The 16,008-nt window shown below is 65.0% G+C and carries 12 protein-coding genes and 3 tRNA genes; 6 read left to right on the forward strand and 9 right to left on the reverse strand.

Annotation, left to right across the window (positions count from 1 at the left end; all coding sequences use genetic code 11):
• Positions 1–176 precede the first annotated feature (176 nt).
• Positions 177–263 (reverse strand) — tRNA-Leu (locus FHS48_RS02850).
• A gap of 149 nt (positions 264–412) precedes the next feature.
• Here FHS48_RS02850 and FHS48_RS02855 point away from each other — a divergent pair.
• The 3 genes from FHS48_RS02855 to FHS48_RS02865 all read left to right on the forward strand — a co-directional run bounded on the left by FHS48_RS02855 (position 413) and on the right by FHS48_RS02865 (position 3,729).
• Entirely contained in the window at positions 413–2,002 is a 1,590-nt protein-coding gene (locus tag FHS48_RS02855; protein WP_184261154.1) for a bifunctional aminoglycoside phosphotransferase/ATP-binding protein, read from the forward strand.
• A gap of 49 nt (positions 2,003–2,051) precedes the next feature.
• Positions 2,052–2,543 carry a YchJ family protein gene (locus FHS48_RS02860; RefSeq protein ID WP_184261157.1) on the forward strand — a complete coding sequence of 164 codons (492 nt, stop codon included), beginning with the start codon at positions 2,052–2,054 and terminating at the stop codon, positions 2,541–2,543.
• A 310-nt stretch (positions 2,544–2,853) separates the two neighbouring features.
• Positions 2,854–3,729 carry a universal stress protein gene (locus FHS48_RS02865; RefSeq protein WP_184261161.1) on the forward strand — a complete coding sequence of 292 codons (876 nt, stop codon included), beginning with the start codon at positions 2,854–2,856 and terminating at the stop codon, positions 3,727–3,729.
• Between the two features lie 76 nt (positions 3,730–3,805).
• On the opposite strand, the gene FHS48_RS02870 is transcribed toward FHS48_RS02865, so the two are convergent.
• The 4 genes from FHS48_RS02870 to FHS48_RS02885 form a co-directional block, all read right to left on the reverse strand.
• A complete protein-coding gene (locus FHS48_RS02870) occupies positions 3,806–4,054 on the reverse strand; it encodes a hypothetical protein (RefSeq protein ID WP_184261164.1) in 249 nt (82 codons plus the stop codon).
• 34 nt (positions 4,055–4,088) lie between these two features.
• Positions 4,089–5,402 carry an MFS transporter gene (locus tag FHS48_RS02875; RefSeq protein ID WP_184261168.1) on the reverse strand — a complete coding sequence of 438 codons (1,314 nt, stop codon included), beginning with the start codon at positions 5,400–5,402 and terminating at the stop codon, positions 4,089–4,091.
• A 14-nt stretch (positions 5,403–5,416) separates the two neighbouring features.
• The gene (locus tag FHS48_RS02880) at positions 5,417–5,764 is read right to left on the reverse strand and encodes a hypothetical protein (RefSeq protein WP_184261171.1); all 348 of its coding nucleotides are present in this window, start codon (positions 5,762–5,764) and stop codon (positions 5,417–5,419) included.
• A gap of 231 nt (positions 5,765–5,995) precedes the next feature.
• Positions 5,996–10,846, reverse strand: a complete 4,851-nt coding sequence (locus FHS48_RS02885; protein ID WP_184261173.1) for an NAD-glutamate dehydrogenase — start codon at positions 10,844–10,846, stop codon at positions 5,996–5,998.
• 97 nt (positions 10,847–10,943) lie between these two features.
• Here FHS48_RS02885 and FHS48_RS02890 point away from each other — a divergent pair, with 97 nt between their 5' ends.
• Together FHS48_RS02890 and FHS48_RS02895 are read left to right on the forward strand one after the other, a co-directional pair.
• A complete protein-coding gene (locus tag FHS48_RS02890; RefSeq protein ID WP_184261176.1) occupies positions 10,944–11,162 on the forward strand; it encodes a hypothetical protein in 219 nt (72 codons plus the stop codon).
• A gap of 64 nt (positions 11,163–11,226) precedes the next feature.
• Positions 11,227–12,090, forward strand: coding sequence for a tetratricopeptide repeat protein (locus FHS48_RS02895; protein WP_184261179.1), 864 nt, complete (start codon positions 11,227–11,229; stop codon positions 12,088–12,090).
• Positions 12,091–12,114: 24 nt separating this feature from the next.
• Here FHS48_RS02895 and FHS48_RS02900 read toward each other — a convergent pair whose 3' ends face one another.
• The 4 genes from FHS48_RS02900 to FHS48_RS02915 all read right to left on the reverse strand — a co-directional run bounded on the left by FHS48_RS02900 (position 12,115) and on the right by FHS48_RS02915 (position 14,365).
• A complete protein-coding gene (locus FHS48_RS02900) occupies positions 12,115–13,113 on the reverse strand; it encodes a zinc transporter ZntB (RefSeq protein WP_184261182.1) in 999 nt (332 codons plus the stop codon).
• A gap of 101 nt (positions 13,114–13,214) precedes the next feature.
• The gene (locus FHS48_RS02905; protein ID WP_184261185.1) at positions 13,215–14,027 is read right to left on the reverse strand and encodes a dienelactone hydrolase family protein; all 813 of its coding nucleotides are present in this window, start codon (positions 14,025–14,027) and stop codon (positions 13,215–13,217) included.
• A 151-nt stretch (positions 14,028–14,178) separates the two neighbouring features.
• A tRNA-Gly gene (locus tag FHS48_RS02910) sits at positions 14,179–14,253 on the reverse strand.
• 37 nt (positions 14,254–14,290) lie between these two features.
• Positions 14,291–14,365: transfer RNA gene (locus FHS48_RS02915), tRNA-Gly, on the reverse strand.
• A 259-nt stretch (positions 14,366–14,624) separates the two neighbouring features.
• Between FHS48_RS02915 and FHS48_RS02920 the strand changes: the two genes are divergently transcribed.
• A complete protein-coding gene (locus FHS48_RS02920) occupies positions 14,625–16,007 on the forward strand; it encodes an ethanolamine ammonia-lyase subunit EutB (RefSeq protein WP_184261188.1) in 1,383 nt (460 codons plus the stop codon).
• Position 16,008 lies beyond the last annotated feature (1 nt).

Below are 16,008 nucleotides of genomic sequence, written 5' to 3' on the forward strand. Positions count from 1 at the left end.
CAATTATGCCTTTCGCCATGCCTGTCCGGCGTCACACGCAGAACCCAACCGTAAGTCGTACTCCCTTGCGCGTGTTTGCGCGTTTTCCGTCCTCCCCGACCGGGAGACCACAGAGCAAGGAGGCGCGGATGCCACCGGAAGCATATGCTGAGGAAAAGACGGTTTTCTCTACCTGTTGGTGCCCGCTGCCGGACTCGAACCGGCACTCTCTTGCGAAAAGCGGATTTTAAGTCCGCTGCGTCTACCGATTCCGCCAAGCGGGCACGCCGGGAACAGGGTCTGAATCGGCGGGAACCCTAATCGCTTCGGGAATCTGAGACAAGACCTCTTCCGCAGGTTTCCCGCAGAACGGGCTTGTAACAGTCCGCCTGCCCCATTTTCTTCCCCCGGAAATTCGGGTACCGTGCGCGCCATGACACAGACTGAAACGCCCCCGCCCGCATCCGATGGCCAGCCGCTGTATGATCAGCAGCGGGCATACAGTCTTCTTGCCGATCCCGCCACACACGGCCTGCCTGCGGGCACACCGGTTGAGCGGATCGATACCCATATCTCCGCCGTTTTTCTGGCCGGATCCCAGGCCCTGAAGCTGAAAAAAGCCGTCACGCTGCCGTTCCTTGATTTTGCCCCCCTTCAGGCCCGGGAAGCCGCCTGCCGGGCCGAGGTGACGCTGAACCGCCGGACCGCGCCGTCCCTGTATCTGGGGGTCAGCGCCCTGTGTCAGGGGGCGGATGGTACCCTGTCGCTGCACGATACCCCGCCCGCCGGAACCGAGGTGGTTGACTGGGTGATCCGCATGGCCCGCTTCCCGCAGGATGCCCTGCTGGAGTCGGTTGCCGCCCGCCGGGGGCTGGACCGGCCGCTGCTGCTGGATCTGGCCGAAGGACTGGCCGCCTTCCATCAGGCGGCGGCCCCGACACAGGCCCATGGCGGGGCCGCCGCCATGCACCACACGCTGGACGGCAACGCCGTGTCGATGAACGTCCATCGCGGCACCGTCTTCAAGGGACGGGAGATTGACCGGGTGATCGCCGCCACCCGCTCCCGCATCCATGCCCTGACCGCCCGGCTCGATCAGCGCCGGGCCGACGGTCTGGTCCGGCAATGTCACGGCGACCTGCACCTGCGCAACATCTGCCTGCTGGACGGCAAGCCGGTCGCCTTTGACTGTATCGAGTTCAATCAGGACTTTGCCCAGATCGACATCCTGTACGATCTGGCCTTCCTGCTGATGGATCTGCGGCACGCCGGATACACACGGGAAGCCTCGACCGTGCTGAATGCCTGGCTGGAACAGACCAATGATCTGGACGGTCTGGTGCTGCTGCCACTGTTTCTGTCCCTGCGGGCCCAGATCCGGGCGCATGTGCTGGCCAGCATCGCCGCCTATCATGCAGATCCATCGGCGCTGCATGCCGAGGCCCGGCGCTATCTGCGGGAGGCTGACGCATATCTGCATCCGTCCACGCCCCGGCTGATTGCGGTCGGCGGACTGTCGGGATCGGGAAAAAGCCGTTGCGCCCGCCATCTGGCGGCTGGACTCGGGCAGGGCACCGGAGCGGTGGTGCTGCGCACCGATGTAATCCGCAAGCGCCTGCACGGCTGCGGCCCTTACGACACCCTGCCACCGGAGGCCTATACCCCGGAGTCCTCCGCCCACACCTATGCCGCGCTGTATGCTGATGCCCTGCGCGTGCTGGGATCCGGGCTGCCGGTGATCGCCGATGCGGTGTTTGCCAAAGCCGGAGAGCGGGACGCCATCGCTGCTGTCGCGGCGGTTGCCGGGGTTCCGTTCCACGGTCTGTGGCTGGAGGCCGACACCGCCGTCGCCGCCGACCGGATCCGCAAACGCACCCGCAATGCCTCCGACGCCACGGTTGCCGTCTTGCAGCAGCAGCAAACCTATGATACCGGGCCGATCCACTGGACCCGGATCAACAGTTCCGGATCCCGCCGCGACACCGACCGGCAGGCCCGGGCCGCCCTGCGGCCGCAGGGCTGACCGGCACACCGCCTTTTTATCATCCGTTTTTCAAGAAAGCAGACCGTCCATGACCGACCTTCTTTGCCACTGTGGTTCCGGCCAGACTTTTGCCGCCTGCTGCGAGCCGATCCTGACCGGCACCGCCCCGGCCAAGACTGCCGAAGCCCTGATGCGGTCGCGCTACAGCGCCTTCGTCACCGGCAATGTCGACCACATTGAAAACAGCATTGCCCCGGAAGCCCGCACCGACTTCAACCGCACCCATATCGAAGAATGGGCCAAGTCCAGCGAATGGCTGGGCCTGAGCGTGGTCAGCACCGAACTGGGCGGTGAGAACGACGAAGAAGGCTACGTCGAGTTCGTCGCCCGCTTCACGCTGGGCGGCAAGGATTATGCCCACCACGAAACCGGCTACTTCCGCAAGCTTGACGGCGCGTGGATGTACATCGACGGTAACAACGGTCCGCGCACCGTGGTCCGTCAGGGTCCGAAGCTCGGCCGGAATGATCCGTGCCACTGTGGCTCCGGCAAGAAGTACAAGAAGTGCCACGGGGCGTAAGCTCCCGGCGGGACAGGCAGGATCCACCGGACCCCGTCCTGACAGCCAGCCAGAACAGGGGCCACCCGTCGCCGGGTGGCCCTTTTCTCTGCCCGGGTCAGATGTTTTTCACAGAATCACAACCGTTTATCCCCCCGCAGGGTATCCGCCCACCGGGCGGCAGCCCTGCGCCGGGCGCACTTCCCGTTCCCGGAAAATCAGGTCATACTCATTCAATCGTAAGGGGCTTTCCGTATATGCCCCTCGCCTCAGCCCTCCGGCCCAGACCGGCCCGACTCCCGCCGGTCTGACCGTTTTCAGGAGACACATCATGTCCGGACTGAAAATTCTTCAGGCGGTCATCCCCGATGCCCGGACCGGCCTTGCCACACTGGAAACAGCCTTCCTGCTGGGCCGGTTGCAGGGCAGCCACGTCCGCGTGCTGCATGTCCGCCCGGATCCGGCGACGTCGATCCCGCTGATCGGCGAAGCCATGTCCGGCGCATTGGTCGATGAGGTGATGCGCCTGACCGAAACGCAGGGCAAGGAACGCGAAGCCGAAGTGACTGCCCTGTTCAATCAGGCAGTCGGCCGTTTTGATCTGCCGGTGACCGATGAACCGCCCGGCCCGGGCAGCCTGTCCGTCTCGCTGAAGGTTGTGGTCGGGGCCGAAGACGACGTCGCCGCCCTGCATGGCCGGATGAGCGACCTGATTGTGGTCGGCCGCCCGGCATCTGACGAAGAACCGGCCCTTCAGGCCACCCTGAACGCGGTGCTGCTGGACAGCGGACGCCCGGTTCTGGTGGCTCCGCCGCGCCCGGTCAACACGCTGGGCACCCATATCGCCATTGCCTGGAATGGCAGCCCGGAAGCGATGCGCGCCATCGCCGCCGCCCAGCCGCTGCTGCTGAAGGCCGAAAAAGTGACCATTCTGGTGGCCGAGGAAGGCGACAGCCTGACCTCCCCCGCCGATCTGGAAACCTATCTGGCGTGGCATGGGGTCAGCGCCGCCGTGCAGCCGGTCAAAGGGGCCGGGATTGGCGGGGCCGCTGTCGGCTCTGCGCTGCTGACCTCCTGCGGGGCAATCGGGGCGGACCTGCTGGTGATGGGGGCCTTCACCCATTCCCGCCTGCGGCAGCTGATTCTGGGTGGGGTGACCCGCCATGTGCTGGATAACGCCACCCTGCCGGTTCTGTTCAGCCACTGACCGGCCTTGCCGGAAGAACGAAGGGCGCGGGAGTCTCTTCCGCGCCCTTTATGCTGGAACAGAGAGGCTCACAGGGTCAGTTTTTATCCTCGCCCTGACTCATGATGCCGATGCCCATGGCAACGCTGCCAAAGGTTACGAACAGGCCAAAAAACAACAGGATCAGAATCAGCGCCGGACTGTCAGAGCGCATTGCCATGCTACGGATACTGCCGATATCCGTCCACAGCAGCAGAATCCCGAACACCAACCCGCCCATTGTCCCGACAGCCAGATGCTGAAACAGGAATTTCAGGACGTTACTTTCGTGGCGCTTCAGCGGCATGGTCTGGCCTCAGGTCGTCTGCGATAGATCAGAATTACTCAAGTATACGCGTCGGGTGCCCATCCGGTTTGACCCGCGTCAACAAAACCAGCAGACCGGCGGTCAGAAACAGCAGAATCGTCGCCATTCCCACCCGCTGCGATCCGCTGACCGCCGTCGCCCACGCCAACACCAGCGGCCCGGCGAAGGCTGTAATCTTACCAGATAATGCCGCCAGCCCGAACAGTTCAGCCCGCCGTTCTTCCGGGGCAATCCGCGCCATCAGGGTCCGGCTGCCCGACTGCACCGGCCCGAAGAACAGGCCGAGCGGCAGCACCAGCGCCCAGAACAGCCCCTTGGAGGAAATCAGCAGCAATCCAAGCCCCAGACCGGCCATGGCCGCAACCCCGGCCACAATGATCCAGCGGGCCCCAAGCCGGTCATCCAGCCAGCCGAACAGCGCCGCCCCCAGCCCGGCGGTCACATTCAGGGCAATCCCGAGCAGAATGATCTCGTCCATCCCCATTCCGAACGTCCCGGCGGCATAGATTCCGCCAAAGGCGAACAGGGTGTTAAGGCCATCCAGATACAGCATCTGCGCCAGCAGAAACCAGCCGAGGACCGGATCACGCCGCAGGCCACGGACCTGGCGGACCAGATCAGACACCGCCCGGCGCACCGGGAACCGGGGACCGGCAGGCCGCCCGGCCTCCGGGACCTTCAGGAACAGGGGCACGGCAAACACCGCCATCCACACCGCCGCCAGCAGCATGGTGGCCCGCACCGGTTCCGCCTGTGCCGCGTCCAGCCCGAACGGGGCCGGATCCGCCTGCACGAATCCGACCAGAGCCAGCACCAACGCCACCAGCCCCCCGGCATAGCCCAGTCCCCAGCCCCAGCCGGAGACCGCACCCAGCCGGTGCGGCGGGGCCACCGAGGGCAGCAGGGCGTTGTAAAAGGCCATCCCGGCCTCGAACGCCACCGTCCCCACCGCCACCAAAACCAGCGCCAGCGGCACCGACGACGGATCGGGCCGCACCCACCACAGACCGGCGGTGCAGAGGATGCAGACCAGAAGCGTCGCGGCCAGCCACGGTTTCCGCCGTCCGGCATGGTCGGCGATGGCACCGCCGACCGGGGCCAGAAGGGCAATCCCCAGCCCGGCCGCCCCCATCGCCCAGCCCCACAGGGCGGTCCCCTCTTCCGGCGTTACCGCCACGGCTTTGGTGAAATAGGTGGCGAAGATGAAGGTCATCACCAGCGCCGGAAAGGCACTGTTGGCCCAGTCAAACAGGCACCACGCCGCCACCCGGCCACGGTTGAGCCGGTCAACGGGCCGGTCAGCGGGCCGGGAGAGCGGTGTGGTCATGCCGGAAGATCCGCTCAGTGGTCGGAGCCGTGCAGAATCACATCCTGCAGGCCGGTGTCGTAATCCTGCCCGGCCTGCGTCAGCACAATGCCGACCGGCCAGCGGCTTTCCGCCACGCCCTTGCGGGTCAGGGCAACCCATACCGCCTCATTGCGCAGGCCGGTGGCATCCTGCGTCATCACCACATAGGGGCCGAGGTGGAAGTGGTTGCCATGCGGATCCGGGAAAGTGGTGATGAACGGCTGACCGGTGGCGGCATCCGGCTGGCTGGTGCCGGACAGCCTGGCCAGAACCTGCAACAGGGTCAGGGTCTTCAGCTGCAACGGATTCAGCTTCAGCGGGTTCTTCTTATTGGGGGCCATCTCTGGGCGCTCCTTCCTGCGGGAGATCGATCAACCGGGGTGGCGGCCTCCGCCGGACCCCGGATATATCACTGTCATAGTGCTTTTTCAGGCGAAGGGGAATCAGCTTCCAGCCTGCAAATGCAAATCAAAATGATTATTTATCAAGGTCACAGACAGATCCGGGCAGGGCAAACAAAAACCGGGGTGCGTTGCCACACCCCGGTCTCCGTGAAACAGACGGAACGCGGATTACCCGGCCAGCGAGCCGAACTGACGGCTGGCCACGGTCAGCATCGCCAGATCAACACTGGCAGCCGCCCGCAGTTCGCCCAGCAGCTGGTCGGTCCGGTCCACCGCCGCGCGGTAGCCTTCCGCCCAGTTGGCCAGCGCCTGATCCGGGGCCAGCCCCGGCTGAGTGGTCAGGATCCGTGCTGTCACCGCCCGTTGCAGGGCGTACAGCTCGTCGATCACCGCAGCAGCGGCCAGCTTTTCCCAATGGCTGCCGGACAGCAGCAGCGCTTCCGCCGCGCTGTGCAGCCAGCTGAGGCCGAAGCGGCTGCCCACCGCGAAGTACTGCGCAGCGGCAACGGCAATCCCGGCGTTCAGTTCGCCCGACAGGCGCACCACGTCCGGCACCGACTCCAGCAGCCCCATAGAGGCAACACGGCGGGCCAGATCATCCGGCACACCGGCAGTGGTCAGGGCCTCCACCCGGCGGGCCATGGCCTCGGCCATATCCGCCGAACACAGGCTCTCGACCGACCCCAGCAGGGCTTCCGCCCCTTCGCGCAGGGAGGCAATCAGCGCCCCCTGATCAATCGGCTGCGGCACATGGCGCAGCACCCACAGGGTGTTGCGTTCAATCAGCCGGTTGGCGGCGTTCAGCATATCCAGCTGCACATCCGCCGACACCTTGGTGTCCAGCGCCTCGATATCGGTCCACAGCTGGCGCAGGCCGTAGGCATCCCGCGACACCACATAGGCCCGGGCGATCACCGCCGGCGGCTGGCCGGTTTTTTCCATGATCTGGGTCATGAAGGTGATACCGGCGCGGTTGACAATGCTGTTGGCCGCGTGGGTGGCGATGATTTCCCGCTTCAGCTTATGGGCCTTGATCTGGCTGGCGTAGGTTTCCCGCAGCGGAGTCGGGAAGTACGCAATCAGATCCGCTTCCATCGACGGATCATCGGGCAGATCGCTGTCGATGATCTCGTCAAACAGCCACAGCTTGGAATAGGCGATCAGCACCGCCAGTTCCGGCCGGGTCAGACCGGTGCGGTTGGTCAGGCGCTCGGCGATGGTTTCATCGTCGGGCAGGAACTCGATGCCACGGTCAAGGCGCCCGGCGCGTTCCAGCATACGGATCAGACGGACCTGATGGTCCAGCAGATCCACCCCACGCGACCGCACAAGGGAAATCGCCTGAGTTTGCAGGTAGTTATCCCGCAGAACCAGCGCCCCGACCTCGTCGGTCATGTCCGCCAGCAGCTGGTTGCGCTGCTTCAGGGTCATGTCGCCGTTGGCCAGAACCTGATTGACGAGGATCTTGATGTTGACCTCGTGGTCAGAGCAGTCCACACCCGCCGAATTGTCGATGGCGTCGGTGTTCAGCCGCACGCCGCTCTGGGCCATCTCGATACGGCCACGTTGGGTGATGCCGAGGTTGGCCCCTTCGCCCACCACCGTGGCCCGGATCTGGTTGCCGTTGACGCGCACGGCATCATTGGCACGGTCCCCGGCATCGGCATTGGTCTCGAACGACGCCTTGATGTAGGTGCCAATGCCGCCGAACCACAGCAGGTCAACCTGCGCCTTCAGCAGCACCACAATCAGATCGTTGGGGGCAATGCTGTCAACGGTCAGGCCGAAGGCCGCCTTCATTTCCGGGCTGACCGGAATGCGCTTGGCCGAGCGTTCAAAGATCCCGCCACCGGCCGAGATCAGATCCCGGTTATAATCGGCCCAGGTCGAACGCGGCAGGGCGAACAGACGCTGACGTTCCTCAAAGCCCGCCGCCGCATCCGGGGTCGGGTCAATGAAGATGTGCATGTGGTTGAACGCCGCCTGCAGACGGATATGCCGCGACAGCAGCATCCCGTTGCCGAACACGTCGCCCGACATGTCGCCGACACCGATGCAGCTGAAATCCTGCGTCTGAGTGTCGTGGCCGACTTCGCGGAAGTGGCGCTTCACCGCTTCCCACGCGCCCTTGGCGGTGATGCCCATGGCCTTGTGGTCATAGCCCTGAGAGCCGCCGGAGGCGAAGGCATCATCCAGCCAGAAGCCATATTCCTGCGAAATGGCGTTGGCGATATCGGAGAAAGTTGCGGTGCCCTTGTCGGCGGCAACCACCAGGTACGGGTCGTCTTCATCACGGCGACGCACCTGCGGCGGCGGCACCACCGCCCCGGCCACCAGATTATCGGTGATGTCGAGCAGACCGCGCATCAGGGTGCGGTAGCACTCGATGCCTTCCGCCATATAGGCTTCACGCCCGCCGGTCGCCGGGGGACGCTTGACCACAAAGCCACCCTTGGATCCGACCGGCACGATCACCGCGTTCTTCACCATCTGGGCCTTGATCAGGCCGAGAATTTCCGTGCGGAAATCTTCGCGGCGGTCCGACCAGCGGATCCCGCCACGGGCCACCTTACCGCCGCGCAGATGGATCGCTTCCACCCGCGGGCTGTAGACCCACACTTCCACCATCGGGCGCGGCAACGGCAGGTCTTCGACCTTCCGGCTGTCGATCTTGAAGGACACATAGGCCTTCGGGCTGCCATCGGCGGCGGCCTGATAGAAGTTGGTCCGCAGGGTCGACTGGATCAGGTTCAGGTAGCGGCGCAGGATCCGGTCTTCGTCGGAGCTGGTGACCGATTCCAGTTCTTCCAGAATCCGTGCCTCCAGACCGGCTTCCTCATCGGCATCACTGCCCGCCGGATCGAAGCGGACATGGAACAGCTTGACCAGATGCCGGGTAATGCCGGTGTGGTTGGCCAGCGCCGCCTCAATCGACTGCTGCGAGAAGGTGAATGCCGCCTGCCGCAGATACTTGGCATAGGCGCGCAGCATCACCACTTCGCGCCAGGCCAGACCGGAGGACACCACCAGACGGTTGAAACCGTCGTTTTCAGCATTGCCCTGCCAGATCGACAGGAAGGCTTCGTGGAAGGCGGCCCGGATCTGCCCGACCGACACCGCCGTGCCATCAGCACTGCGCATCGAGAAGTCATGAACCCACACCGACCGCTTGCCGTCATCCAGAGACACCTCGAACGGCATTTCGCCGCTGACGAGGAAGCCCATATTTTCCAGCATCGGCAGGATTTCAGACAGGGTCACCGGCTGGTCAGCGCGATACACCTTGAAGCTGACCTGATCGTCCGACGCTTCCAGCGGGCGGTACAGGTTCAGCGACAGGCCGGAGCCGTGCAGGGCTTCTTCGATCCGGTCGATATCAAACACCGCACTCTGGGCGGTGTAGCGCTCCTTGTAGAAGCTGGGGAACGCCATGCCGTAACGGCGCAGCAGACGGCCGCCGCGTTCTTCGCCCTTGGCCTGAAGAATCGCGTCGTGCAGGTGATCGGTCCACGCCCGGGCCGCCTCGGAGATGCGGTTTTCGATCTGCTTGACATCCCACGCCGGAATCTGGCCCGGAACGGTCTTGATCATGCAGTGCAGGCGCGCCAGCGGGCTGTCGCCGACCTGCGTGGAATAGGCGATCTGCTGACCGGCGAAGGACTCCTCAAGGATCTTCCGGATGGTCAGGCGCAGCGCGGTATCGAAGCGGTCACGCGGCACAAACACCAGCGCCGAGACGAAGCGCTCGAACTCGTCCTGACGGACGAACACCGCCGTGCGGGCCCGGTCCTGCAAGTGCAGGATGCCGACGGCGATTTCCATCAGCTTGTCGTCGCTGGCCTGGAACAGTTCATCGCGCGGCAGGTTTTCCAGAATCGACAGAACGCGCTTACCGTCATGGCTGGACGGGCGGAAGCCGACCCGGCGCATGATGCGGTCAATCTTGGTGTGCAGCACCGGCACAAAGCTGGCGCTGTTGGTGTAGACGTTGGAGGTGAACAGGCCGACCAGCATATCAATGCCGATCACCCGCCCGGCGGCGTCAAACCGCTTCACCCCGATCACATCCATATGCACCGGGCGATGGACGCGGGCGGTACGGTTGGACTTGGTGATCAGCAGATAGGTCGGCTGGCTGACAAAAGCCCGCATTTCCGGCGGCAGGTCGGACATGTGGCGCAGTTCGTCGAACACCAGATAATCCGGATCGCGCAGGATGCCGAGCCCGTCGGAACCTTCCACCGCAATGCCGCCATCCACCGAGGCATCGCCGGAGTAGGTGAAGGCATAATGGCGGGTGCCGAGCAGGGTGAAGTGGTTATCGACCATCCAGCCGAGGAAGGCGCTGATATCCTCAGCCTTTTCCTCGATGCCATCAACCGGGGCGTCCGATTCGGTGATTTCCTTGGCCAGCGCATGCACCCGCTGGGTCATCTGCGGCCAGTCGGCCACCGCATGGCGGACATCGCGCAGCACGGTTTCCAGATCGGCGGCGATGATCTTCAGGACCTTCGGATCGCCCTGCTCGCCGATTTCAATGTGGATCACCGATTCGGTCAGCACGCCGTCGGTCACCGGGGCATCCGCGTCCAGCACCTCGGCCAGCGCCCCGTCGGCGGAGCGGCGGGTGTGCAGGATCGGGTGCACCACCAGCAGCACGTTCAGCCCATGCGCCGTCAGCGCCGATGACACCGAATCGACCAGAAACGGCATGTCGTCGTTGACCACCTCGACCACCGTGTGGTCGCCGGTCCAGCCATGCTCGTCCAGACGCGGATTATACACCCGGATCTTCGGGGTGCCGGGCGTCCGCTGACGGGCAAAACCCAGCAGCGAAACGGTCGAGCCGTACAGCTGCTCGGCATCGATCTCTTCCAGATCGGCCGGGGGCACATCGCGCGTGTATTGACGGAGGAAACTTTCGGCCATTGCGGCACGGTCGCCGGACAGCCGATCATGTACCAGCTTTACGGCACGATCGATGAGATCCTGCTTGGCAGTCTGCTGGAGAAGTCCCATGAGATTGAATCCTGAGCGTGTGTATTATTTTAAACGGGGATTTTTCCCCTACCTCACAGAGAACGCCTGATTCCGGTTAATTTCAAGGGCTTCGCACGTGCAAAATTATGAAACCCTCATCACCCTTACTGTCATTCTGGTCTCTGCTGCCGTGGTCGGAGTGGCGGTCTGGCGGGACCGCATGCCGCCAGAGCTTGGAAAAATCTGGCATTTTCCATGGAGACCCCTAGCAGCCGTGGCGATTCTGGCTATTCTTCTCGCGCTGGCGCACCTTGTCACCCTGCTGAGCGGCCGCCCGTTTTCCGGCCGCCTGTAAGAAACCGACGCCCCTGAACCGGCCCGCCCTGCGGGCAGCCGGTCCGCCGTGAAGGAGTCCCCCCGTGGCTGCCCGTCGTCCGTCCCGCCGCCCCGTCCTGATCCTTGCCGCTCTGGCCGCTCTCGGGCTGAGCCTGACCGCCGGTCCCGCCCATGCTGATTTCCCGGCAGGACTGAAGGCCTATGAAGCCGGGGACTTTGCCACGGCAGCCCGGGAATGGACCGCCGCCGCCCAGTCAGGCGATCAGGCCGCCATGCGCAACCTCGGCCACCTGTACCGCTGGGGCCGGGGCGTTCCCGCCGATGCCGTGCAGGCCGCCTTCTGGTACCGCAAGGCGGCCGACCTTGGCTTTGACCGGGCGATGGTCAATCTGGGGATGCTGTATCTGGATGGCGCCCCCGGAGTGCCGCGCAACACCGAAGAAGGCAGGCACTGGCTGCGCAAGGCGGCCACGCTGGGCAACACGGATGCCAGGGATGCCCTTGCCGATCTGGAGTCCGGACGGATTCCGCTGCTGAACCGGGTTGCCCCGCCCAAGACGCCGGAAAAACCCAAAACCGGGTCTGATGAGGCCGAAAACGCGCCGCCGCCACCGCCGCAGGAGGAAGGCAAGGCCCGCCCCGCGCCGCCGGACCGCAAACCGGCGCATGCACTGGTGCCCGCCGCCGGGGAAACCACGGTTCTGGCGCATCTTGGCCTCTTCCGGACTGAGGAAGAGGCAAAAATCCACTGGAACCGGCTGGCGGTCACCGTCCCCGATCTGGCGACACTGGCCCCGTATTACCTGCCCGGCTTCATCCCCGGCTCCGGCCCGGGAACCGGGGCAATCGTGCGGCTGTATGCCCGGGGCAGCCAGTCCGCCCTGATGACCCTGTGCCGGTCCGTGCCGCAGACCCAGACCTGCGAGCTGCATCAGGCCTTCCACTGACGGGAAACACAGCCGGGGAAGAGGTTACAGCAGGCGCTTGAAGCGGAAAAAGGCCAGCTGCCCCACCGCCAGCAGCACCAGCAGGGCACAGACCCACCAGAAGGCCTGCGGCGCTTCGGCGAACGGGATGCCCGCCACGTTGATACCCAGCAGGCCGGTGAGAAAGCTCAGCGGCATGAAGACGCTGGCCAGAACCGTCAGCGAAAAGCCGGTGCGGCTCAGCCGGTCCGCCAGCGCCGCCGCGATCTGGTCCTGCAAAACCGCGGCATGATCGCGGGCGGCATCCAGATCCTCGGTCAGGCGGCGGAACCGGTCCGCCGTGGTCGCCAGCTGCTGGCGGCGGCGGTGCGACAGCCACGGCAGATCCAGCCCCAGCAGGGTATCCAGCGCATCAACCTGCGGGCGCAGATAACGGGCCAGCGCGATGATCCGGCGGCGTTCCTCGGCCAGACGGTCGCGCAGCCCCTGCGTATGCTGCCCCTCCGCTTCTTCCTCCAGCGTGTCGATTTCTTCCTTCAGGGCATCGACAACCGGCTGCACCCGCAGCCCCAGCGCCCGCGCCACCTGCACCAGAAAGTCACCGGTGGTCTGCGGCCCTTTGCCCTCTTCCAGCGCCTGCCGGATATCTTCCATCGCCAGCAGGCGGCGGATCCGCACGCTGAACGCCAGACTGGCACTGACCCACAGCCGCACCGAGACCATATCCTCGGGGTCGGCATTGGCGTTCAGATTGACTCCGCGCAGATTGATCTGCACCCCCGGGTCCATCGGCAGGCAGCGCGGCCGGGTCTGTTCCGCCATCAGCGCATCCAGCGCCATCGGCGGGATCAGTCCGGCCTGCACCACGGTGTCAAGAAAGGCCCGGGTTTCCGCCGGCCCGCCATTCAGATGCACCCACACCGGCCGCTCCGGCGTCGCCCCGGCCAGCGCCGGGATCAGGCCGCCCTCCACAGGCTCCAGCGGCTCGGCCCCACCGTGACCGGTCAGACGGAATGCGTAAAGGATGGCCGGACTCTGCGACACGGTGCGGTCTCCGAACAGGGCTGAAAAACCAAAAGGACAGCGGGGACCCTATCAGGTCCGGCCCCCGCTGCCCATTCCGGTGACGCCGCCTGTGCGGCGGATCAGCCGACCGTCTTCTTCAGGAAGGCCAGTGTCCGCTCCCACGCCAACCGGGCATCTGCCTCGTCATAGCGGGCGACGGTCGGGTTGGCGAAGGCATGATCGGCGTCGTACCAGTAAATATCCGCCGGATGGCCGTTCTGCTTCAGCGCGGCGGTAAAGGGATCAACCATCGCGTGGTTGATTGACTGGTCCTTTTCCCCGAAGTGCCCCAGCACCGGCCCCTTCAGGGCCTTCAGCGCCACCGGATCCGACGGCACCCGGCCATAATACAGGACCGTGGCATCCACCGGAGTCGCCAGCGAGGCATTGACCGACCAGCCGCCGCCGAAACACCAGCCCAGCGTCGCCACCTTACCGGTGCCACGCGGGTGCTGCCGCAGCCAGCTGATCCACGCCACCATCGTTGCAGTGGCCACCTCCGGCTTCACCGCCTGTATCTGCGCCTTGGCCGCCTCGGCATCGGTGGCGACCTTGCCGCCGAACAGATCCACCGCCAGCGCCACATAGCCGCTGCGGGCCAGATCCGCCGCCACACTCTTGATCTGGTCGTTCAGGCCCCACCATTCATGAATCAGCACCACCGCCGGGGCCTTCTGCGCCTCCGGCAGGGCCAGCGCCGCCTGAACCGGGCCGACTCCGGGCACATCCAGCGTCACCATCGTGGTGGTCGATGCCGCGACTCCGGCCAGCGCCGGGGATGCCAGCACCGCCGCCAGCGGCGCGGTTGCCAGCGCCTTCAGCAGCGACCGGCGATCGGTTTCAGAGACCGGCCCATCAGCCGTCAGGATCTCAGCGGGGGGAACAGCCGTCATGGCGCACCTCGGGGTCAGAGAGAGAGGAAACACTCCCGTCTGAAAGGTGGACCGCTGGCGCAGATCGTCAAGACCCGGACCGGAGCCAAACTGAAAAGGATGCCAAAAAGCGAAACGGCCCGCCGCATTTGCGACAGGCCGTTTCTGAAACTGGAGCGGGCGAAGGGATTCGAACCCTCGACCCCAACCTTGGCAAGGTTGTGCTCTACCCCTGAGCTACGCCCGCATGGCAGACAGCGCTTGCGCACTGCCGTTTCTGAAACTGGAGCGGGCGAAGGGATTCGAACCCTCGACCCCAACCTTGGCAAGGTTGTGCTCTACCCCTGAGCTACGCCCGCATTCCGTTTGCGGCACCGTTTCCGGTGGGTGACGCTCCAGACGTCAGGGGGCGGTTTATCGTCGGTTTTTTTCCATTTTGCAAGCCCCTTTTTCAAAAAAATATCCGGCTCTTCGCAGCACGGAAAAATGATGCTGCGCTGTGCATATAAAGTGTGCATCTGCGAATAACGCTTCTTTTTTGTGCTGAAATGTCAAATAAGGTTGAAGGGAGGACTGCCATACTCTCCTGACCGGATCAGCAGCACAGGACCGGACACCATGGCTTCTTTCAGTGTCCAGACCGGCGGACAGCGCCACACCTTCGACAGCCTCTCCACCGTCATGGCCTGCGCCTCGCCGCGCCGGTCCGGGGATGAGCTGGCGGGTCTTGCCGCCGCCACCGATACCCGCCGCGTCGCCGCCCGCATGGTGCTGGCCGACCTGCCGCTGAAGATCTTCCTCGATCAGCCGCTGATTCCTTACGAAACCGATGAGGTCACCCGCCTGATCTGCGACACCCACGATGCCGCCGCCTTTGCCCCGGTGGCCTCGCTGACGGTGGGGGAATTCCGCGACTGGCTGCTGTCCTACGCCGCCACCGCGCAGGCCCTGCGTGCCCTGGCCCCCGGCCTGACCCCGGAAATGGTCGCTGCCGTCTCCAAGCTGATGCGCAACGCCGACCTGATGGCGGTGGCCGCCAAATGCCGGGTGGTCACCGCCTTCCGCACCACCGTCGGGCTGGACGGCTGCCTGTCCAGCCGCCTGCAACCCAACCACCCGACCGATGATCCGCTGGGGATTGCCGCCTCGACCCTCGACGGGCTGCTGTTCGGCATTGGCGACGCGGTGATCGGCATCAATCCGGCCACCGACAACCTCAGCGCCTGCATGACCCTGCTGGAGATGCTCGATCAGGTCCGCACCAAATACGACATCCCCACCCAGTCCTGCGTGCTGACCCATGTCACCAACAGCCTTCAGGCGATGGAACGCGGCGCGCCGCTGGATCTGGTGTTCCAGAGCATCGCCGGGACCGAAGCCGCCAACCGGGGGTTCGGCATCTCGCTGTCGATCCTGTCCGAGGCACTGGAGGCCGCCCGCAGCCTGAAGCGCGGCACGGTCGGCACCAACGTCATGTATTTCGAGACCGGGCAGGGCAGCGCCCTGTCCGCCGATGCCCATCACGGGGTGGATCAGCAGACCGTCGAGGTCCGCGCCTATGCCGTCGCCCGGGCCTTCGATCCGTTTCTGGTCAACACCGTCGTCGGCTTCATCGGGCCGGAGTACCTGTTTGACAGCAAGCAGATCATCCGCGCCGGTCTGGAAGACCATTTCTGCGGCAAGCTGCTGGGCGTGCCGATGGGGGTGGACGTCTGTTACACCAACCACGCCGAGGCCGATCAGGATGACATGGACACCCTGATGACCCTGCTGGCCACCGCCGGAGTCAACTTTGTGATCGGCGTCCCCGGGGCCGATGACGTGATGCTGAATTACCAGAGCCTCAGCTACCACGACATCCTCGGCCTGCGGCACCGGCTGGCCCTGCGCCCTGCCCCCGAATTTGACGGCTGGCTGGCCCGGATGGGCCTGCTGGACGACAGCGGCCGCCTGCCGCCGCCCACCCCCGACCAACCGGCGTTCCGCCGCCTGATGGGATAAG

This window comes from Novispirillum itersonii, from assembly GCF_014205675.1.
In the GTDB taxonomy this organism is placed as follows: Bacteria; Pseudomonadota; Alphaproteobacteria; order Rhodospirillales; family Rhodospirillaceae; genus Novispirillum; species Novispirillum itersonii_A.

Coding starts and splice junctions, on each gene's coding strand:
- FHS48_RS02855 (WP_184261154.1), top strand. CDS start 413: ATGACACAGACTGAAACGCCCCCGCCCGCATCCGATGGCCAGCCGCTG.
- FHS48_RS02865 (WP_184261161.1), top strand. CDS start 2,854: ATGTCCGGACTGAAAATTCTTCAGGCGGTCATCCCCGATGCCCGGACC.
- FHS48_RS02875 (WP_184261168.1), bottom strand. CDS start 5,402: ATGACCACACCGCTCTCCCGGCCCGCTGACCGGCCCGTTGACCGGCTC.
- FHS48_RS02870 (WP_184261164.1), bottom strand. CDS start 4,054: ATGCCGCTGAAGCGCCACGAAAGTAACGTCCTGAAATTCCTGTTTCAG.
- FHS48_RS02860 (WP_184261157.1), top strand. CDS start 2,052: ATGACCGACCTTCTTTGCCACTGTGGTTCCGGCCAGACTTTTGCCGCC.
- FHS48_RS02880 (WP_184261171.1), bottom strand. CDS start 5,764: ATGGCCCCCAATAAGAAGAACCCGCTGAAGCTGAATCCGTTGCAGCTG.
- FHS48_RS02905 (WP_184261185.1), bottom strand. CDS start 14,027: ATGACGGCTGTTCCCCCCGCTGAGATCCTGACGGCTGATGGGCCGGTC.
- FHS48_RS02885 (WP_184261173.1), bottom strand. CDS start 10,846: ATGGGACTTCTCCAGCAGACTGCCAAGCAGGATCTCATCGATCGTGCC.
- FHS48_RS02920 (WP_184261188.1), top strand. CDS start 14,625: ATGGCTTCTTTCAGTGTCCAGACCGGCGGACAGCGCCACACCTTCGAC.